This is a genomic window from uncultured Algibacter sp., assembly GCF_905480415.1.
Classification (GTDB): domain Bacteria; phylum Bacteroidota; class Bacteroidia; order Flavobacteriales; family Flavobacteriaceae; genus Algibacter_B.
Window position 1 is genome coordinate 13288 of record NZ_CAJQQI010000002.1, and the last position, 19772, is coordinate 33059.

The following is a 19772-nucleotide window of genomic DNA, read 5'->3' on the forward strand; positions in this document are numbered from 1 at the left end:
TTCATATTTATTTCAAAATAGTTAATTGTTTTAACTTTAAGATGTAAAATTTGACAACAGAAAATAAAAATATAGATACTGAAATAGAGAGCAAGTTTACTGCTAATCCAACTTCTTGTGGCATATGCGAGAATAAAAACTGTCTGATTAATAGAAACTTAAGTAATTTTAAAGATTCACAGTTCATTAATAATAAAAATAATATTAAATGTAAAAAAGGGCAGCAATTTATAATTGAAGGAGCACCCGTTAATGGCCTGTTTTTTATTTTGAAAGGAACAGTTAAAGTCTTTAGAACAGGTATTAATGGACGTGAACAAATTGTTCGATTTGCAAAGGAAGGTGAAATTATTGGGCATCGTGGTTTTGGTACTGAGGAGTATTACTCTATTGGAGCAATTGCGTTACAAGATTCTGTTTTATGCTATTTTTCCAAAGAGAACTTGCAGGAAACGCTATTCGAGAATCCAAAGTTTACATATGATATGATGTTGTTTTATGCCAATGAGTTAAACGGAAGTGAGAATAAAGTTAAATCGATTTCTCAAATGACTGTTCGAGAGCGTGTGGTAGACTCCTTATTATATATTCACAGAAAGTTTGGTGTTTTAAATAGTTACATTAATTTGCCTTTAAGTAGAAAAGAGTATGCTGATTATGCAGGTACTACAGAAGAGCAAGTTATTAGGATCTTTTCAAGTTTAAAGAAAGAAGGATTAATTTCTGTAAGAGGAAAAAAAATATGTATTACTGATGTTCAATTACTCAAAAATGAAATCAGTGAACATAATTACTTTTTAGACGCCTAATTACATTCCATAATATTTTTTCAAACCATTTTCAGATTACATATACTTAATTTTAATCTAAGTATATATGTAAAGCTCTGTATATAAATACTATACTTATGAAACCTGTGTTTTGGCAGGTTTTATTATGTTTAAAAAGAGGTTTGTATATGGTGATAATCATGAAATAGATTGTATTCTACTTATATATTTGCCATGAATAAGTATTAATACTTAGTTTAATTTAAAATCATTAAAAAAATGAAATCTCTACTAAAAAGAACAACTTGGATTTTACCAGTAGCAGTGTTACTATTCGCTTGCGGAGGTAAAGAGAAAAAAAATACGTTAGCTGAAAACGTAACTACAGAAACATCAAAAACAAAAACTTTAGATATTGAAAAACCACAATTAACTTTTGGTTTTATCAAATTAACAGATATGGCACCTTTGGCCATTGCAAAGGAAAAAGGATTCTTTGAAGATGAAGGATTATTTGTTTCCGTTGAAGCACAATCAAATTGGAAAAACGTATTGGATCGTGTTATTGATGGTCAGTTAGATGGCTCGCACATGTTAGCTGGTCAACCAATTGCTGCGGGAGCTGGTTTTGGTCGTCAAGCGGAATTAGTAACACCATTTTCTATGGATTTAAATGGTAATGGTATTACAGTATCTAATGATGTTTGGTCTAAAATGAAACCAAATGTGCCTAAAGATGCAGACGGAAAGCCTGTTCATCCTATTAAAGCAGAAGCTTTAAAGCCAGTGATTACAGAATATAAAAACTCTGGAAAGGCTTTTAAAATGGGAATGGTATTCCCAGTTTCTACACATAATTATGAAATTAGATATTGGTTAGCAGCAGCTGGAATTCACCCAGGAATGTATACTGCAGATAATGTTCAAGGGCAAATTGATGCTGAAGTTTTACTATCAGTAACACCTCCGCCACAAATGCCAGCAACTCTTGAAGCAGGAACAATTTTCGGATACTGTGTTGGAGAACCTTGGAATCAGCAAGCTGTTTTTAAAGGTATTGGTGTCCCAGTGGTAACAAATTATGATATCTGGAAAAACAACCCGGAAAAAGTGTTTGTAATGACAAAGAAATTTGTTGAAGAATATCCAAATACGGCCGTGGCCATTACTAAAGCTTTAATTAGAGCTGGTAAATGGTTAGACGAGCCAGGGAATAGACCTGAAGCTGTAAAAATATTATCAATGTCTCAATATGTTGGAGCACCAGAGGCGGTATTAGCAAACTCTATGACTGGTACTTTTGAATTTGAAAAAGGAGATAAGCGTGATATGCCTGATTTTAACGTATTCTACAAGTACAATGCAACATATCCTTTTTTCTCTGATGGTATTTGGTTCTTAACTCAAATGAGAAGATGGGGACAAATTCCTGATGCTAAGCCAGCAGATTGGTATGCCAACACCATTAAAGATATTTACAGACCTGATATCTGGACTAAAGCAGCTAAACTTTTAGTAGAAGAAGGAAATATTCCAGAAGGTGATATTCCGACAACCGATGGTTTCAAACCAGCAACTGCTGATTTTATAGATGGTACATCTTACGATGCTAAAGATCCAATTTCATACATAAATAGTTTTAAAATTGGTAACAAGGATAAAGCTATACAATAATTAGTAAAGTAAATTAATAAAGGAGCGATGAAGCAAAGTATAACATTAGGAAAAGTAACCAAATTTATGGGGTTAGGTGTTTTAAGCGCATTAAAAGACTTATTTACTGGGAAGCTAGAAAAGAAAGATTTTAAAACCTTTCTGCGTAAAGGAGTTGTACCGCTTGCTTCCATATTATTATTTATTGGACTGTGGCATATGGGTTCAACGTCTTTGTACAACATAGAAGCAGAATTTAAAATAGAAAAAGCGCTTAACGATCAAGGGCCAGAAGCTGCCGATGCACTGCGTACATGTATGGCATCGGGAGATTCTAGTTGTCAACCAAATACATTGCCATCACCCAGTCAGGTTTGGGAGTCTTACAAATCTTTATTAAGAGATCATAACATTATTAGCGCAGATAAAGCGGCATTTATAGAAAAAACAGCTGATTTGAATGAAAAGCGAATTGCTGATGGTAAAGATGCTATTACGTATACAGGAAGACCATCATTTGTTGATCAAATATTTAGAAGTTTACAAACAGTCTTTGCTGGTTTTTTATTGGCCTTGTTTATTGCTGTACCGTTAGGCATATTTATTGGATTGAGTCCTACTATAAAAAGTGCGTTTAACTGGTTTATTCAGATTTTTAAACCTGTATCTCCTGTGGTTTGGTATTTATTGGTTTTTATGATTGTGAAAACTTTACTTATAGATTCTAATGAAGATAGCTCTTTTACTATTTCGTTTATAAGTGTGGGTTTATGTTCTATGTGGGCGACTTTGGTAAATACGGCAATGGGTGTATCAAGTGTGGATAAGGATTTTATTAATGTAGCCAAAGTGTTAAAGCTTGGAAATTTTCAGAAAATATTTAAAGTAGTGTTACCATCATCTTTACCATTAATATTTACAGGGTTAAAAATCACTTTGTCTGTGGCGTGGATGGTGTTAATCGCTATTGAATTATTAGCACAGAGCCCAGGTTTAGGCTTGTTTGTTTGGGAAGAGTTCCAAAATGGAGCAAACGACTCGAATGCAAAGATAATTGTTGCCATGTTTGTGATTGGTATTATAGGTTTTTTATTAGACCGATTGATGCTAACGATACAAAACTGGGTGTCTTTTGATAAAACAGACGCGATTTAATAGATGTTGAATGGTTTAAATGTTTAATCGTGTAATCGAATAAACGAATCGCCAAAGCAATGATTAAACAAAGAAGAAATGGCATACTTAGAATTAAATAATATTTATAAGACTTACGGACAAGGTGAAAATACAACCGATGTACTTTCGAATATTAATTTGTCGATTGAGGAAGGTGAATTTGTTGCGATTGTTGGGTTTACGGGTAGTGGAAAAACGACTTTGGTAAACTTGATTAACGGTTTGATAGAGCCAACAAAAGGAGAAGTTTTGTTTAAAGGTTTACCAGTGCAAGGAACGAGTCATGAGCGCGGGGTGATTTTTCAGAATTACTCATTGTTACCTTGGTTAACGGTCGGACAGAATGTGTATATGGCGGTCAAGGAAGCGTTTCCTAAAAAAAGCAAAAAAGAGTTGAATACTATTGTTGCTGATTATGTTGATATGGTGAGTTTAACACCGGCAATTAACAAACGACCTAAAGAATTGTCAGGAGGTATGCGTCAACGTGTCGCCGTTGCTAGGGCATTGTCTATGAAGCCAGAGATGATTATTATGGACGAACCACTTGGTGCATTGGATGCATTGACTAGAGGGAATCTTCAAGATGAAATATTAAATATTTGGGGAAAAGATAAGCGTACCGCATTATTGATTACCAATGATGTGGATGAAGGTATTTATATGGCAGATCGTATTATTCCTTTACGTCCAGGACCAAATGCAACTTTAGGGCCTGAGTTTAAAATTGATATTGAACGCCCTCGTGATAAGACTGAGATGAATGATAATGCAAATTTTAAGGAAACTAGAAATGCCATTATTGAATATTTAATGGACATTGGAGATGAAAGAAAGTCTGAAGCTAAAGCGGAATTTGTACTTCCAGATTTGAGTCCAAAGGATTTTGTTAATCAATTTAAATAAGTAAACGAGATGAGTACCATACTTGATCATACAAAAACAAATAGTTTTATTGATAACGGACTTTTTCCTTCAAATGAGGTGATGCTGGATTTAAAAAAACTAAAGAAAGTATATCCAACTCCAAAAGGGGATTATGTGGTTTTGGAGGATTTGAATCTTCAAATTAGAAAAGAAGAATTTGTTACTATTATTGGACATTCTGGTTGTGGTAAAACGACAATGCTTTCAATGATTGCAGGATTAAACCCGATTTCTGGAGGTAATATCTCAGTTTTAGGAAAGCATATAAAAGGTCCAGGACCAGATAGAGGCGTAATTTTTCAATCCCCTAGTTTAATGCCTTGGATGACATCGCTTCAGAATGTATTGTTAGGTGTGAATAAAGTTTTCCCGCATGCGACAAGAGCACAACGAAATGATATTGCGAAATACTATTTGCAGAAAGTAGGATTGGAAGATGCTTTTAATAAAAAAGCTTCGGAACTATCTCAGGGCATGCAACAACGTGTTGGTATTGCTAGAGCTTTCGCTATAAAGCCCAAAGTATTATTGCTTGATGAACCTTTTGGGATGTTAGATTCTTTAACGCGCGGCGAACTTCAAGATATTTTAATAGAAATATGGAATAAAGAAAAAATTACAGCAGTGATGATTACCCACGATGTAGATGAAGCTATTTTTTTAGCAGATAGAGTAGTCATGATGACTAGTGGACCAAAAGCCAAAATTGGTGATATTTTAGACATTGATTTTGAAAGACCGAGAACTAGGAAATCGGTTTTAGAACATGATGATTATTACAAATACAGAAAGCATTTAATCGATTTCTTAGAGCATTAATTAGAGAAGAATAAACAACAAACCTTATAAGATGATTTAGAGGTTATGAAAGCTAAGAATTTTCATAATGATAGGAGACCTACACCCATATTTTAACAAAACATTGAATCAAGAATAATTAAGATTAAAACAAAAACTCAGAAACAATTAAAATTTAAAAACAAGGAAACATGAAAAAACAATATGTAATTTTTGGACTATTGCTAGGGTGCTTACAATTTGCACAAGCGCAATTTACATTAGATGGTGAATTTAGACCACGAACAGAATACCGTAACGGGTTTGGAAGTTTAATAGCTGATAATGCTGATGCTGGTTTTGGTATTTCTACAAGAGCACGCTTAAATGCTGGCTATAAAACTGAAGCTTATAAATTTTATTTAAGCATGCAAGATGTTATGGTTTGGGGAGAAAACAGACAAATTTTGCCTTATGATCAAAATAATTCTTTTGCTATATTTCAAGCTTGGGCTGAAATTGATTTTGGTTCTGGTTGGTCAACTAAATTAGGACGTCAGGTGTTATCGTATGATGATCAACGTATTCTTGGAGGTTTAGATTGGGCACAACAAGGGCGTAATCATGATGCAGCATTAATAGAATACAAAAAAGATAAATTTATTTTGGATGTTGCGTTAGCCTTTAATCAAGATTATTCTAACCCGACTGGTTTTGTAAGTGCAGGAACAGCTTATAATACAACAGGTTTCTTTTCATATAAAACGATGCAATATGCTTATTTAAAACAATCTTGGGAGAGTTTTTCAGGTAGTTTGTTATTAATGAACAATGGTTTTCAAGAATTTGATACCAATAGCGATGCAGATGGCGTAAGTAATTTGCAAACATTAGGCACCCACTTAAATTATAAAAAAGGGAGTTTCGGAGCGGCGTTTAATGGTTTTATTCAAACAGGAAAACGTCAAGGCGAAGTTGATGTTAAAGGTGCACATTTATTAGGATTGGATTTTACGTTTAAAGCATCTCCAAAAGTAAGTTTAGGTGCAGGTATCGAAATTATAAGCGGAAATGATGGTGACGCAGGAGAAACTGGAGCGTTCTTTCCGCTTTATGGTACTAACCACAAGTTTAATGGATTTATGGATTATTTTTATGTAGGTAATCATGCAAACTCTATTGGTTTAGTTGATATTCACGTAAGTGCTAACTTTAAATTAAGTGAAGCATCTAGCCTTATGGTTAAAGCCTTAAATTTTAGTGGAGAACAAGATTTACCAAGTGGTGAAAATGCTTTAGGAACAGAGATAGACATCGTATTTAAAAGGAAGTTTAAAGGTTACGCTTTAGTAGCAGGCTATTCCCAAATGTTTGCTAGCGATGGGATGTATGAGCTTAAAGGAATTACTGAAGATGCTGCTGCAAGTGGACAAAACTGGGCATGGGCGATGTTAGTTATTAAGCCTAAATTCATCAACTAAATACATTTAAGAATTTCATAAGTGAATTGGAAATAATTTACATCATGTTTTAGTGTTAATTAGTTTGATATTTCAAGTCATATTGAATCCCGCTTTAGCGGGATTCTTTTTTATTCAGTAAGCGCGTTTAACAAAAAAGACTCTACATATTATGTAAAGCCTTCATTCTATTTCCCAGAAAAGAATCAATTTGACCTCTTCAAGTCAAAATGCAACTTTATTTGTTTTTAATATTTTCTTTGAATTTGTTTTAGTTTAGTGCTGCCTTTGCTGCATCAACAATTTTTTTAGAGTTTCCAACAAAAATTTGATTATCAACTATTACAACTGGCCTGCTTAAAAATGTGTAATGGTCTAGAATATAGTGTTTATAATCACGTTCGGTTAAGTCTTGGTTTTTTAAATCCATTTCTTTATATAGTTTTGAACGTTTACTAAAGAGGGCTTCATAACTTCCTGCTAAAGCTTGCATTTCTTCAACTTGTTTAACTGTTATGGCTTCAGATTTAATGTCTTGTAAAATAAACTCAGAAGATAAATTCAACTCTTTTAAAATTCTAATGCAGGTACTACAGGTTTTTAAATAATATACTTTTTTCATGTTATGGATTATTTCTAAAAACAAATTAAAACTATATTTATCAAAAAATTAAATAATATGGATTTTACATTTCAAGTTTTAAGAAATACTCGCGAGATTTTCAAAAAAATAATCGAACAGAACGCTTTAGAGGACTTGAATAAAATACCTAATGGTTTTAATAATAACATCATTTGGAATATTGGGCATGTTGTTGTTTCCGAGCAGTTATTGGCCTATAAATTGTCTGGGTTAGAATCCATGCTGTCAGACGATATGATTAATAAATTTAGAAAAGATACTAAGCCAGAAGGCAATGTAACTCAAGAAGCAGTAAACGAAATAAAAGAATTATTGTTTTCAACCCTTAAAAAAACAGAGTCAGATTATACAAATGGTGCTTTTAAAAATTATAATACCTATACTGTTTCTACAACAGGAAATACGTTAAACAATATTGATGAAGCTTTGCAGTTTGTAGCGATTCATGAAGGTTTACACTACGGCTATGTTTTAGCGCTTTTAAAAGCTATTAAAAACTAAATAAGGTTCAGCATCCCCAAAAGGAATAGCTAACTCTAGTATGCCACTAGAGTAGGGCGCAATTTCATAAGTATTATAAAGTAAAACAATACCTTCTTCACTATATCCAATATTTGTGGGTAACTCAAATTGTTTATAATCTATAAGTAAACTTTTGTTTTTTGTAGCGTCTATAAAAAAAGGATGGGCTACTGTTTTAAAAGCTTCAGCATCATTGAAAATTTGATTGTTTTGAATACGTTGTCCTGTTTTAGAATCAAAATTTAAAAAAGAAATATTCAAAATACCATGTGCTCCACCAGTATTGGTATATGAGGTCATTGCGATACTTATTATTTCTGGAGATTGATACATCACTTCCCCGTCTATTTGAGCTTCCCATAGTTGTGCTGTTTCTGGAAAGTCAGATTTAAACCCATTGTATTCATTATTAAAAGACGTGATACTCTCTTCTAAACTAGATGAGGTGATTTCATCTGGGTTGCCAATATGCAATGCCGAAATAATTGCTTTTTGTATTTCAGAATTTATTTGATTTGATACCGTTTTATCTCCATGTGCTTCAGGAATGTTTACGTCAACAATAGTATTGTTATCTGCTGTGATGTTGATATCTGAAAAACCAATTTTCTGTTCTTTGTTGCAATTGAAAAGAACTAAAAAACAACAAATCGATACAAGATGTTTATAAAGGCGCATATATTAAATTTAAACCCAGTTTAAAGATAATTATTGCATTTGGATTGAGAAAGAATTCCTGGATATAAATGATCGAGGTTTTGGTTGAAATTGTCATTCTCATAAAATCGGAAATCTTAGTAAAGATATTTTGTTATAAGATATCCATGACTAAAATTGTATTCAAAAAAAATGATTCTATGTATATTACACTCGCCTGCCAGCAGACAGGTGCGTCATTTTAAAAACAATAAATAAACGGTATGAAATTCAATACTAAAGTCATTCACGGAGGTCAAGAACACGACAAAGCTTATGGCGCTGTTATGCCTCCAATTTATCAAACAACAACCTACGCTCAAACCACGCCGGGAAGACACAAAGGGTATGAATATTCAAGAACACATAATCCTACTCGAAATGCTTTGGAAAATGCGTTTGCAAGTATTGAAAACGGAAAATTTGGTCTGGCATTTGGTTCTGGTCTTGCAGCTATTGATGCCGTAATTAAATTATTAAAACCTGGTGATGAAGTTGTTTCTACAAATGATTTATACGGAGGCTCTTTTAGGTTATTTACCAAGATTTATCAGGATTTTGGAATAAAATTTCATTTTATTGGCATGCAAAATGCGTCCAATATTGAAGCTTATGTAAACAAGAATACAAAGCTTATTTGGGTTGAAACACCAACAAACCCAATGATGAATATTATTGATATTAAGGCTGTATCATCTATTGCAAAAAACAATAATATTTTATTAGCTGTGGATAATACGTTTGCAACCCCATATTTGCAACAACCATTAAATTTAGGAGCTGATATTGTAATGCATTCGGCTACTAAATATCTTGGCGGACATAGTGATGTGGTAATGGGCGCTCTTACAGTTAATGATAAAGATTTGGCTGATAAATTGTACTTTATTCAAAACGCAAGCGGCGCTATTTGTGGTCCTCAAGACAGTTTTTTAGTTTTAAGAGGTATAAAAACATTACATGTTAGAATGCAACGCCACTGCGAAAATGGTACAGCTGTTGCTGAATTTTTAGCGAATCATCCAAAAATTGAAAACGTGTATTGGCCTGGGTTTAAAAGTCATCCTAATCATGAGATAGCCAAAAGTCAGATGAGCGATTTTGGGGGAATGATATCTTTTACAACAAAAGGAAATAATTACGAGGACGCTATTAAGATTGTTGAAAAACTAAACGTATTTACTTTGGCGGAGTCTTTAGGCGGTGTAGAATCTCTTGCAGGACATCCAGCAAGTATGACGCACGGTAGTATACCAAAAGAGGAACGAGAAAAAACGGGTGTTGTAGATTCTTTAATTAGACTTAGTGTGGGTATTGAAGATATAGATGACTTAATTGCTGATTTAGAGCAAGCGCTAAATTAACTTGATTATGTTTTGTGTATTTTGATTTTCTAATTCAGGTAAAAAATGTACCCAATATTTAGCCAGACCAACCAATCATCATTTTTATCATAATTTCTCCAATTATGGTCTAATCCATCTATCGCGTCATTAAAATAATATTGCCATCTTAAATCCAACATTAAGTCTGAAAGTTTAGTTAGTTTATAACGAAATCCAACGCTGGAAACTACTGAAAAAGCACCGCCACCATCTAAATTAATAGGGTACGAATCACTACCAACAGGAAAATTTTCAAACCATAAGGAATAAATATTTGTTCTGTCAAAAACATCACCAATTGCATTAGGATTCGGATTTGTATATGTGGTACTTGCTTTTGGACTAAAAGACGTGTAATGAACCCCAATACTCACAAAAGGAGCAAAACTGTAGGCGAATCCTTGAAAATCACGAATACTTAAAGGGAAAAACTCAAGTTGAGTACCAATATCAAGATTCTCTGCAACACCTTTATGAGCTCTAAGTTTATCTGCATTTGTGGAAATTTTATCAGGAAGCACCCAAAAGCCCAAGTGTTCAAGATTTGTTTTATTATAAGAAATCTCATTTCTTAATTTAAAATGATCATTAAAATAGGTGTCTGTTGTGTAGCAATTACAGTCTGCTCTGTATGCGAAATTTAAATAATGAACAAGCCCTATACCAAAACCTGTATTTCCAAAGTTGGTTTTTGATTCGTTACTGCTTCCAAAATCTGAACGAAACTGTACCGGACCAGCAATAACACCTAATTCATGAGAAAAGCCAAGTTGAGCATTTGTTGTTTGAACGATAAGAACCAAGCAAAAAATAGAAACTAAATGGTTCAAGTTAAGCATTAAAGGAATGTTTTGAGGGCAATATTTTGAGCAAATATATAAAAACTAGTAAAACAAACAAATATTAATAAATAGCACCAAAAAAACGTTGAAAAATTTATTGCGAAATTCAAAAATAAACCGATATTTTTTTGAAGATAACGTATATTTGTATCGATAAATTACATATTCAATAAATAACGATGTAATAATTGTATATATGAAAGATAATATTGAAGCATTTTTAGACCTTGTAAAAGAACGAAATGGTCATGAACCTGAGTTTTTACAAGCTGTAGAGGAAGTTGCAGAAACTGTAATTCCTTACATTGTTCAACATGATATTTATTATGGTAAAAACATTCTGCTAAGAATGGTTGAACCTGAACGATTGATTTCTTTTAGAGTCTCTTGGGTAGATGACAGTGGTGAAATACAAGTGAATAGGGGTTATAGAGTTCAAATGAACTCTGCAATCGGCCCATATAAAGGGGGGTTGCGTTTTCATCCAACCGTAAATGCTAGTATTTTAAAGTTTTTAGCTTTTGAACAGGTGTTTAAAAACTCTTTAACGACGTTGCCAATGGGTGGTGGAAAAGGAGGTAGTGATTTTGATCCTAAGGGTAAATCAGATAATGAAATCATGCGTTTTTGCCATGCTTTTATGAGTGAATTATTTAGATATATAGGCCCAAACACTGACGTCCCTGCTGGAGATATTGGTGTAGGTGGAAGAGAAATAGGATTTTTATTTGGAATGTATAAGAAACTAAGAAATGAATTTACTGGAGTTTTAACTGGTAAAGGACAGTCTTGGGGAGGATCTTTAATAAGACCAGAAGCTACGGGTTATGGTACAGTATATTTTGCTAAAAGTATGCTTGAAACTAAAGGAGACTCCATAAAAGGAAAAAAAGTAACTGTTTCAGGTTCTGGAAATGTTGCTCAATATGCTGCAGAGAAAATATTAGACTTAGGAGGTAAGGTTTTAACGTTATCAGATTCTTCAGGATATATTTATGATGAAGATGGAATAGACAGAGCTAAATTGGCTTACGTTATGGAACTTAAAAATGAAAAGCGAGGCAGAATAAGTGAATATATAGAAGCGTATCCAAAAGCAAAATTTGTAAAAGGAAAAACACCTTGGGAAGTTAAATGTGATGTAGCTATGCCATGTGCAACACAAAACGAGCTTAATGGTGAGGATGCAAAAATGTTATTAGATAATGGATGTATGTGTGTAAGTGAAGGTGCTAATATGCCTTCTACTAAAGAAGCTGTTCATACATTCCAAAAAGCAAGAATATTATATGCTCCTGGAAAAGCATCAAATGCTGGTGGAGTTGCTACTTCTGGATTAGAAATGAGTCAAAACTCATTAAGACTTAAATGGTCAAGAAAAGAAGTTGATAATAAACTTAAAGATATTATGTCTGATATTCATAAATCATGCTTGGAATACGGAAAAGATGAAGACGGTTACATTGATTATGTAAGAGGAGCTAATATTGCTGGATTTGTTAAAGTAGCTGATGCTATGCTAGCACAAGGTATTGTTTAAATAAATTTAAAACACTTCGATATAAAAAGCTTCCTAAACATTAGGGAGCTTTTTTTGTTTAAAATATATTATTTTGAAGTAAAACTCGTTAGTTATAAATATATTTGAATATTCAAAAAACACCTATGCTTAGAAAAGTAATAGTCATTATAATTTTTCTATTTCCATTATTTCAATTTTCTCAAGATTTCTCAGTGCTTTGGAAGGGACATTTTTCGTATAACGAGATTAAAGATGTTACTAAAGGAAATAACATCATTTATGCCGCTGCAGATAATGCTGTTTTTCGTTTAGATACCCAAACCAATGAAATATCAGAGATAACTACTGTAAATGGGTTGTCTGGAGAGAGTGTTTCAACAATTTTTTACAGTGAAGATTACGAGTTATTAGTTATTGCTTATGAAAATGGACTTATTGAAATAGTATTTGATAATGATGCCGAAATTCTCACTGTAGTAGATGTTATTGACAAAGTAACGATATCGCCAACCGATAAGAAAATCAATCATATTAACGCTTATCAGAATCTTATTTATATATCAACAAATTATGGTATTTCAGTTTATGATTTGGAAAGGCTAGAATTTGGAGACACTTATTTTATTGGAAATGGTGGAAGCCAAATTCCTGTAACTCAAACTACAATTTTCGAAGATCATATTTATGCTTCTTCTCTTGGGGGTAATGGCATTAGGAAAGCATCAGTTTCTAGCCCTAATTTAATCGATTTTCAAAATTGGCAATTAGTAAGTTCTGGGAATTGGCAATCTATAGAAGCTAATGAAAATAAACTTTATGCCATAAATAGCAACAGTAAAATATATCAAGTTATAGGGAACTCAGTAAGTGAATTATTTACATACTCAAGTTTGCCTTTAGATTTAAGATCTGTTAACTCAAATTTGATAGTTTCAACCAGAGATGAAGTTTTTATATATGATTCAAATTTTGCGATTGTTGCTCAAATACCTATTAATTCTGATTTTAATACACAATATACATCAGCCATAATAGATTTAGAAAATATTTATATAGCCACAAAAGATTTTGGGATTCTTAAAATAGCTATAAATAATACATTAGTTTTTGAAGAAATTCATCCTGATGGACCGTTATTTAACACGCCTTTTTCAATAGAATCAGAGCCTAATGGTGTTTGGGTGACTTTTGGTGGCTATAGTTTGTTCTACGTTCCATTTGGCAACAGGGAAGGCTTTAGTCATTTAAATAATGATAGTTGGGTTAATGTAAAATACCCAGAAGCATTTCAAGCAAGAGATATAAATGGCATAGCTATAAATCCGTTTAATACTGATCAAGTTTTTATAAGTTCCTTTAACAATGGATTAATTGAGGTTAATGAAAATGTTCCAACTACGTTATACGATCAAAACAATAGTGGACTAGAATCTTTGATAATTCCAAATAACACAAATTTTATAAGTGTACGAGTGTTAAATCCTCTATTCGATAGCAATGGGCTGCTTTGGACGTTAAGTACACTTATTGATGAGCCTCTGAAATCTTTCAACCCTGCTACAAATCAATGGAGGTCTTATGATTTTACTGATGTTATTATCGATGGTTTTACTGGTGGAAATTTAGGGTATGCTGATATTGTGATTGGTAATAATGAAACAAAGTGGATTGCATCATATAAATATGGGCTTATTGGGTTTAATGAGAACGGGAATAATCCATTAATAAAAAGTATTAGTAATGAAGACGCGAACATGCCGACTGAATTAGCTACAGCCTTAGTATTAGATAACAGAAATCAACTATGGATTGGGACCCTCAGAGGTTTACGAGTATTATATAATACATCCAATTTTTTTACAGAAGAAAACATTAGAGTTGATGAAATTATTATTGAGGAAGATGGAATTGCTAAAGAATTATTATTCGAGCAGTATGTAACGGATATCGAAGTAGATGGATCAAATAATAAATGGATTGGTACTGCAGATTCAGGCTTGTTTTACCTCTCCCCAGATGGGCAAAACACGATATTTCATTTTACTAAAGACAATTCGCCTTTGCCCTCAAATAGTATTAGTGATGTGTCATTAGATAAAATAAACGGTATCGTTTACATAGCAACAAGTAAAGGACTCCTTTCTTTCAACTCGGGTGGTTCAATCCCTATTGAAAATTTAGAAGAAGCATTCGCTTACCCAAATCCAGTAAGGCCTGGGTTTAATATTATAGAGGATAAAGTAAAAATTAAGGATATTTCAGAAAATGTAAATATCAAAATTACTGATATTGAAGGGAATTTAGTTGCTGAAGCCGAATCAAGAACTAATTTGAGATACAGAGGGTATAATTTAGAAATTGATGGGGGAACTGCTTATTGGAATGGAAAAAATCTTGGAAACAATCAAGTAGCTTCTGGAGTATATCTAATCATGTTATCAGACCTAGATACATTTGAAACAAAAGTTTTAAAATTAATGGTTATTCGCTAATGCAGGTATCTACGAAAGCTCTAGTGGTGTCAAAATTGCGCTATAAGGATAGCGATTTAATTGTAAAGTGTTACACGGCAAAATTTGGAATAAAAAGTTACCTTATAAAGAATGCTCTTAAAAGCCGAAAAGGAAAGTTTAAACCAGCTTATTTTCAACCTTTAACAATGGTTCATATTGAAGCTGAACATAAGCAAAATCGTTCGCTTCATTTTTTAAAAGATGTCAAAATTCATAATAAGTTTGAGTCCATTCATACAAATATCATAAAAAGCACTATGGCTATGTTTTTAGCTGAGGTCTTAAGTATTGTTTTGAGAGAGGAAGAGGAAAACGCACCATTGTTTAATTTTTTAGAGGCTGCATTCATATGGTTTAATGAACATAAATTAGATACAAATTATCATTACATATTTTTAATTGAACTCACGAAGTATCTTGGTTTCTACCCTGATATTAGTCAAATTAAATCATCTTATTTTAATCTTGAGGATGGGAAATTTTATAACCAAAAAATTGGTAAGTATTGTGTTGATGGTGAAAATTTAATTGATTTTAAAATCTTGTTAGGTATAAAATTTGATGTCAATAAATCAGTCATGCTCAAACCAAGGCACAAACAAGAATTTTTAAATATGATAATACTCTATTTTAAACTACATTTGCCTGGATTTTATCAACCAAAATCAATGCTTGTTTTAAATCAAGTTTTTAGCTAAATAATGAAATTTGTTCTGTCCGTTTTTATCTTTTGTTTTACGTCAAATATTTTGGCTCAAAACCTGGTGGTCTTAGATAAGGAAACACAAGAGCCAGTTGTTGGAGCGATTGCTTCTAACAGCTCTGGAACGGTTAGTTTAATGACAGATTTAGAGGGAAAATTATCATTAAATAACTTTAAAGAATTTGATAAGGTTATTTTTCAGCATGTATTCTACTTTAAAATAAGTGTCATTAAAAACGATATTAAAAATGTTTTACACCTTCAACGTCAACCACAATATTTAGATGAAATAGTGATTTCTGCTTCGAAATTTGAGCAGAGTAAAAGAGAAGTTCCTCAAAAAATTATTAGCATTAAAGAGGATGACATTGTGTTAATGAATCCTCAAACAAGTGCAGACCTTTTAGAATCAAGTGGTCAGGTATTTGTTCAAAAAAGTCAATTAGGAGGGGGGAGTCCAATGATTAGAGGGTTTTCAACCAATCGATTGCTGCTGTCCATTGATGGTGTTCGTATGAACAATGCTATTTTTAGAGGAGGGAATGTGCAAAATGTGATTGCTATTGATCCTTTTTCAATTCAAAATACGGAGATTATTTTGGGTGCTGGGTCAGTTATATACGGAAGTGATGCTATTGGTGGTGTCATGAATTTTTACACAAAAAAGCCCTTACGTTCTTTTAGTGATTCATTGGAGTTAAAAATTAATAGCACAATGAGGTATGCTTCGGCAAGTCGTGAGAAATCAGGTCATTTTGATTTAAATTTAGGATGGAAAAAATGGGCATCCTTTACAAGTATTAGTTATACAAATTTTGATGATTTAAAAATGGGAAAATATGGTCCAGATGATTATTTGAGACGCGAGTATGTTGATACGAGTAGCGGGATTGACGTGATAAGAGAAAATTCTGATGCGAGAGTTCAAAAGTTTACGGGATATAATCAGATTAATATTCTTGAAAAAATTCATTATCAAGCAAAGGATAACGTAAGTTTTGATTTTGGCTTGCATTATTCAGAAACTTCTGACTACCCAAGATATGACAGATTAATTCTCTATGATACTAATAATTTAAAGTCTGCAGAGTGGAATTACGGTCCTCAGAAGTGGTTTTTGGCAAACTTACAGTTTACGAAACTAAGCAGTAACTCAACCTTACACGATAAAATAAAAGTTGGTGCTGCCTATCAAAGTTTTCAAGAAAGTCGCATTGATAGAAATTTTAACTCTCTATTGAGAAGAAAGCGAGAGGAACTTGTCGATATGATGACATTAAATGTTGATTTTGAAAAATCAATCACTGACAAATCCAAGCTTTTTTATGGGCTTGAGTATTTATACAATAAAGTACATTCAAAAGGATTAGAAACTAATATTGTCTCAAGTGAGTCCAATCGCATTGCATCGCGCTATCCAGATGGATCAACATGGTCTTCAACGGCTGCTTACTTAAGTTATAAATACAAACCAAATAAAGAATTTACATTTCAATCGGGAATACGTTACAATCATATTCAAATTAAGGCAGATTTGACTGATAATAATGTGTTTTATAACCTGCCATTTACCAATGCTGATGTCGGCACAGGAGCTTTTACAGGTACTTTAGGTGTTAGTTGGTTGCCTAATAAAATTACTCATTGGAAATTTAATTTATCATCAGCATTTAGAGCACCTAATATTGACGATGTTGGTAAAATTTTTGATTCTGAGCCTGGTTCGGTGGTTGTTCCAAATGCAAGTTTAAAGCCTGAATACGCCTATGGAGCAGAATTGGGATTGTCTTTAAATTTAGGTCAGAGTGTATCGCTTGATGTCGCTAGCTATTATACGTTTTTAGATAACGCGCTGGTAAGAAGAGATTTCACCATTGGTGGGGTGTCAGAAATTTTGTATGATGGTGAAATAAGTAATGTTCAAGCTATTCAAAATGCATCAAAGGCCTGGATTTATGGTTTTGAAGCAGGGTTGTCAATACAGTTTTCTAAAAGTCTGACGTTTAAATCACAATACAGTATTGTTAATGGGACAGAACAAGATGCCAATGGTATTGAGGTCCCAGTGAGACATGTAGCACCAAACTTTGGAACAACGCATCTCTTGTGGGAAAATGAAAAGTTTAAATGTGATGTCTTTATAAATTATAACGGAGCGTTGTCTAATAATCAATTAGCGCTTTCAGAGAGAGATAAGGCTTATTTATACGCTAAAGACAAGAATGGAGATCCTTATTCTCCTTCATGGTACACACTAAATTTTAGATCACAGTATCAATTGAGTAAAGAATTATCTTTGGTTGCAACATTAGAGAATATCACAAATCAACGCTATCGAACTTACTCGTCAGGAATCACCTCGGCAGGAACAAATTTTATTGTATCAGTAAAATATAGTCTATAACAGCTCAGACAGCTTCTTCAGGGTGAATGCTATTTTCTTTTTATGGCTTTTTTGGTGTTGGTTTGCCCATTGTTAAGTTTTACAGTTATTAAGTAAGCGGTTTTGCTAAGATTATTTAGCGAGAATGTTTGAGAGAATCCTTATTTGATAATAAATTTCAAGAGATTTTGAAGTTAAAAAAACAAGCCTAAATAAAATGTTACTAAATTGCATATATGATTCCTTATAAAACCTACACTTTAGAGGAAGCTCTTTCGAAGCTTCAAAATTATTGTTCTTATCAAGAGCGGTGTCATCAAGAAGTTAGACGTAAATTGGTAAGTATGCGAATGATTCCTGAAGCGATTGATCAAATTATAGTAGCTTTATTGGATCATAATTTCCTCAATGAGGAGCGTTTTGCAAAAGCTTATGTAAGAGGAAAATTCAGAATAAAAAAATGGGGACGAAGGCGATTAACTCTTGAATTAAAGAAAAAAGAAATAGGTATATTTAATATAAATCAAGCAATCAGTCAAATAAATGAATTAGACTACTTAGAGGTGTTTAATGACCTGTCTGAATCAAGATTATCATTTATCAAAGAGTCTAATAAACTAAAAAAGAGAAAGAAATTAGCAGATTACTTGCTTTACAGAGGATGGGAATCTCATTTGGTTTATCAGAGGGTGAACGAATTAGTACAATAAAAACACGGAAGATATTCTATTTTCTTTTTATGGCTTTTTTGGTAATGGTTTGTCCATTGTTAAGTTCTACAGTTACCAAGTAAGCGGTTTTACTAAGATTATTTAGCGAGAATGTTTGAGAGTATCCTTGTGTTGAGAAGTTATAAATTACTTTTCCTGAGATATCCATGATTTGTATGGATGCCATTTCAAATTGACTAGGCACTTTAATTTGTACCTGTCCATTTTGCAGTTCAGTAATTTGCAGCGTCTTAGAGTCTACTTGAATGTCATTAGTGCTTAGTGATTCTTCATTAAAAGCAATTTCAAAACGGTCATTAAAAGTACCAACCTCTGTATTAAAGCTGTAAGGAGCGATGGTTAAATCATGAGTAATGGATAAATAATGATCGGTGATATAAACAGGAGTTTCTGATAAGACACCTTCTCTGTCTCCCAAATCAATAGATAGATTTCCTAAGATATTTGATTGGTATCCTAGTACAATAGATTCATTCTCATCAAAGGCAGGTCTACCTTGAATTCCATATTCATAGGAGGTATTGTCAAGTGAGTAAAAGTCAATATAATTACTCCCTTTTAAACGAACACCATCATAGAGTCTGTCTTTTTCAAGAGTTGCATTTTCAAAAAATCCGATAAGGATTTGACTAAAAGCACCGTTAGGATTCGTTAGGTTTAACCAAAAGCGATCCTTTTCAATAATCTCATTTGTTGAAGAAGCGCTAAAGGAGTTGTTGTTTGCATAAGATTTACTTCTCATGCTATTATTAAACTCTACAGTAGAACCTGGACTGATAGCATCTACAGCATCTACAAAAAATCCTAAACCAGTTTCAATAATACCTGTAGGCACAGCACTGCCAGATTCAGACGCCTCACCTGTTCCTATCCCGCCAGTGAAATTATACATGGCATAATCATCGACACTATAGTTATAGGTGTCAGGACCTGGATTGTCTATTGAAATAGCAGTATTGTGTGTCCAAAAATACAGGGTCCCATTGATATTGCTGTTTTGTGTGATAAATTCATCTGCAGAAATCGCAGAGGGGTATGGATTGCCAAGTAGATTCCAGTCATCTTCATC

At 33.0% G+C, this 19772-nt stretch carries 17 protein-coding genes; 13 read left to right on the top strand and 4 right to left on the bottom strand.

Annotated features, from left to right (window positions below; all coding sequences use genetic code 11):
* The first annotated feature begins 50 nt into the window (after positions 1-50).
* The 6 genes from QZ260_RS00085 to QZ260_RS00110 all read left to right on the top strand — a co-directional run bounded on the left by QZ260_RS00085 (position 51) and on the right by QZ260_RS00110 (position 6784).
* Entirely contained in the window at positions 51-809 is a 759-nt protein-coding gene (locus QZ260_RS00085; protein WP_295981337.1) for a Crp/Fnr family transcriptional regulator, read from the top strand.
* 240 nt (positions 810-1049) lie between these two features.
* Positions 1050-2444: a CmpA/NrtA family ABC transporter substrate-binding protein gene (locus QZ260_RS00090; protein ID WP_295981341.1), complete on the top strand. Its 1395-nt coding sequence runs from the start codon at positions 1050-1052 to the stop codon at positions 2442-2444.
* A gap of 27 nt (positions 2445-2471) precedes the next feature.
* Positions 2472-3578 carry an ABC transporter permease gene (locus QZ260_RS00095; protein ID WP_295981345.1) on the top strand — a complete coding sequence of 369 codons (1107 nt, stop codon included), beginning with the start codon at positions 2472-2474 and terminating at the stop codon, positions 3576-3578.
* 78 nt (positions 3579-3656) lie between these two features.
* Positions 3657-4505: an ABC transporter ATP-binding protein gene (locus QZ260_RS00100; RefSeq protein WP_295981348.1), complete on the top strand. Its 849-nt coding sequence runs from the start codon at positions 3657-3659 to the stop codon at positions 4503-4505.
* A 9-nt stretch (positions 4506-4514) separates the two neighbouring features.
* Positions 4515-5345 (top strand): ABC transporter ATP-binding protein, encoded by an 831-nt coding sequence (locus tag QZ260_RS00105; protein ID WP_295981352.1) that lies wholly within the window; start codon positions 4515-4517, stop codon positions 5343-5345.
* A gap of 170 nt (positions 5346-5515) precedes the next feature.
* Positions 5516-6784 carry an alginate export family protein gene (locus tag QZ260_RS00110; RefSeq protein ID WP_295981353.1) on the top strand — a complete coding sequence of 423 codons (1269 nt, stop codon included), beginning with the start codon at positions 5516-5518 and terminating at the stop codon, positions 6782-6784.
* 250 nt (positions 6785-7034) lie between these two features.
* On the opposite strand, the gene QZ260_RS00115 is transcribed toward QZ260_RS00110, so the two are convergent.
* Positions 7035-7385: an ArsC/Spx/MgsR family protein gene (locus QZ260_RS00115; protein ID WP_295981355.1), complete on the bottom strand. Its 351-nt coding sequence runs from the start codon at positions 7383-7385 to the stop codon at positions 7035-7037.
* Between the two features lie 57 nt (positions 7386-7442).
* On the opposite strand from QZ260_RS00115, the gene QZ260_RS00120 reads away from it, so the two are divergent.
* Complete coding sequence (locus QZ260_RS00120; RefSeq protein ID WP_295981358.1) at positions 7443-7907, top strand: DinB family protein; 465 nt, start codon at positions 7443-7445, stop codon at positions 7905-7907.
* Here the strand turns inward: QZ260_RS00120 and QZ260_RS00125 are convergent.
* Complete coding sequence (locus tag QZ260_RS00125) at positions 7887-8606, bottom strand: DUF3298 and DUF4163 domain-containing protein (RefSeq protein WP_295981361.1); 720 nt, start codon at positions 8604-8606, stop codon at positions 7887-7889. The genes QZ260_RS00120 and QZ260_RS00125 overlap by 21 nt on opposite strands.
* Positions 8607-8848: 242 nt before the next feature.
* Between QZ260_RS00125 and QZ260_RS00130 the strand changes: the two genes are divergently transcribed.
* Positions 8849-9988, top strand: coding sequence for a cystathionine gamma-synthase (locus QZ260_RS00130; protein WP_295981364.1), 1140 nt, complete (start codon positions 8849-8851; stop codon positions 9986-9988).
* A gap of 29 nt (positions 9989-10017) precedes the next feature.
* Here the strand turns inward: QZ260_RS00130 and QZ260_RS00135 are convergent, their stop codons facing one another.
* A complete protein-coding gene (locus QZ260_RS00135) occupies positions 10018-10848 on the bottom strand; it encodes a glutamate dehydrogenase (protein WP_295981367.1) in 831 nt (276 codons plus the stop codon).
* Positions 10849-11047: 199 nt separating this feature from the next.
* Here QZ260_RS00135 and gdhA point away from each other — a divergent pair, with 199 nt between their 5' ends.
* The 5 genes from gdhA to QZ260_RS00160 all read left to right on the top strand — a co-directional run bounded on the left by gdhA (position 11048) and on the right by QZ260_RS00160 (position 18682).
* On the top strand, positions 11048-12391 hold the full coding sequence (gene gdhA, locus QZ260_RS00140) for an NADP-specific glutamate dehydrogenase (RefSeq protein WP_295981370.1): 1344 nt from the start codon (positions 11048-11050) through the stop codon (positions 12389-12391).
* A 125-nt stretch (positions 12392-12516) separates the two neighbouring features.
* Positions 12517-14865: an ABC transporter substrate-binding protein gene (locus QZ260_RS00145; protein WP_295981372.1), complete on the top strand. Its 2349-nt coding sequence runs from the start codon at positions 12517-12519 to the stop codon at positions 14863-14865.
* On the top strand, positions 14865-15584 hold the full coding sequence (gene recO, locus QZ260_RS00150; RefSeq protein WP_295981374.1) for a DNA repair protein RecO: 720 nt from the start codon (positions 14865-14867) through the stop codon (positions 15582-15584). Before QZ260_RS00145 ends, recO begins: the two co-directional genes overlap by 1 nt.
* 3 nt (positions 15585-15587) lie before the next feature.
* Entirely contained in the window at positions 15588-17993 is a 2406-nt protein-coding gene (locus tag QZ260_RS00155; RefSeq protein ID WP_295981376.1) for a TonB-dependent receptor, read from the top strand.
* Positions 17994-18208: 215 nt separating this feature from the next.
* A complete protein-coding gene (locus QZ260_RS00160) occupies positions 18209-18682 on the top strand; it encodes a regulatory protein RecX (RefSeq protein ID WP_295981377.1) in 474 nt (157 codons plus the stop codon).
* A gap of 16 nt (positions 18683-18698) precedes the next feature.
* On the opposite strand, the gene QZ260_RS00165 is transcribed toward QZ260_RS00160, so the two are convergent.
* A partial coding sequence (locus QZ260_RS00165; RefSeq protein ID WP_295981378.1) for a T9SS type A sorting domain-containing protein occupies positions 18699-19772 on the bottom strand: 1074 nt, incomplete at its 5' end.

What these genes read in the sequence shown, in the direction of transcription:
- QZ260_RS00095 (WP_295981345.1), top strand. Translation starts at nt 2,472, where the DNA reads ATGAAGCAAAGTATAACATTAGGAAAAGTAACCAAATTTATGGGGTTA.
- QZ260_RS00090 (WP_295981341.1), top strand. Translation starts at nt 1,050, where the DNA reads ATGAAATCTCTACTAAAAAGAACAACTTGGATTTTACCAGTAGCAGTG.
- recO (WP_295981374.1), top strand. Translation starts at nt 14,865, where the DNA reads ATGCAGGTATCTACGAAAGCTCTAGTGGTGTCAAAATTGCGCTATAAG.
- QZ260_RS00155 (WP_295981376.1), top strand. Translation starts at nt 15,588, where the DNA reads ATGAAATTTGTTCTGTCCGTTTTTATCTTTTGTTTTACGTCAAATATT.
- QZ260_RS00120 (WP_295981358.1), top strand. Translation starts at nt 7,443, where the DNA reads ATGGATTTTACATTTCAAGTTTTAAGAAATACTCGCGAGATTTTCAAA.
- QZ260_RS00160 (WP_295981377.1), top strand. Translation starts at nt 18,209, where the DNA reads ATGATTCCTTATAAAACCTACACTTTAGAGGAAGCTCTTTCGAAGCTT.
- QZ260_RS00105 (WP_295981352.1), top strand. Translation starts at nt 4,515, where the DNA reads ATGAGTACCATACTTGATCATACAAAAACAAATAGTTTTATTGATAAC.
- QZ260_RS00125 (WP_295981361.1), bottom strand. Translation starts at nt 8,606, where the DNA reads ATGCGCCTTTATAAACATCTTGTATCGATTTGTTGTTTTTTAGTTCTT.
- QZ260_RS00100 (WP_295981348.1), top strand. Translation starts at nt 3,657, where the DNA reads ATGGCATACTTAGAATTAAATAATATTTATAAGACTTACGGACAAGGT.
- QZ260_RS00130 (WP_295981364.1), top strand. Translation starts at nt 8,849, where the DNA reads ATGAAATTCAATACTAAAGTCATTCACGGAGGTCAAGAACACGACAAA.
- QZ260_RS00135 (WP_295981367.1), bottom strand. Translation starts at nt 10,848, where the DNA reads ATGCTTAACTTGAACCATTTAGTTTCTATTTTTTGCTTGGTTCTTATC.
- QZ260_RS00115 (WP_295981355.1), bottom strand. Translation starts at nt 7,385, where the DNA reads ATGAAAAAAGTATATTATTTAAAAACCTGTAGTACCTGCATTAGAATT.
- QZ260_RS00110 (WP_295981353.1), top strand. Translation starts at nt 5,516, where the DNA reads ATGAAAAAACAATATGTAATTTTTGGACTATTGCTAGGGTGCTTACAA.
- gdhA (WP_295981370.1), top strand. Translation starts at nt 11,048, where the DNA reads ATGAAAGATAATATTGAAGCATTTTTAGACCTTGTAAAAGAACGAAAT.
- QZ260_RS00145 (WP_295981372.1), top strand. Translation starts at nt 12,517, where the DNA reads ATGCTTAGAAAAGTAATAGTCATTATAATTTTTCTATTTCCATTATTT.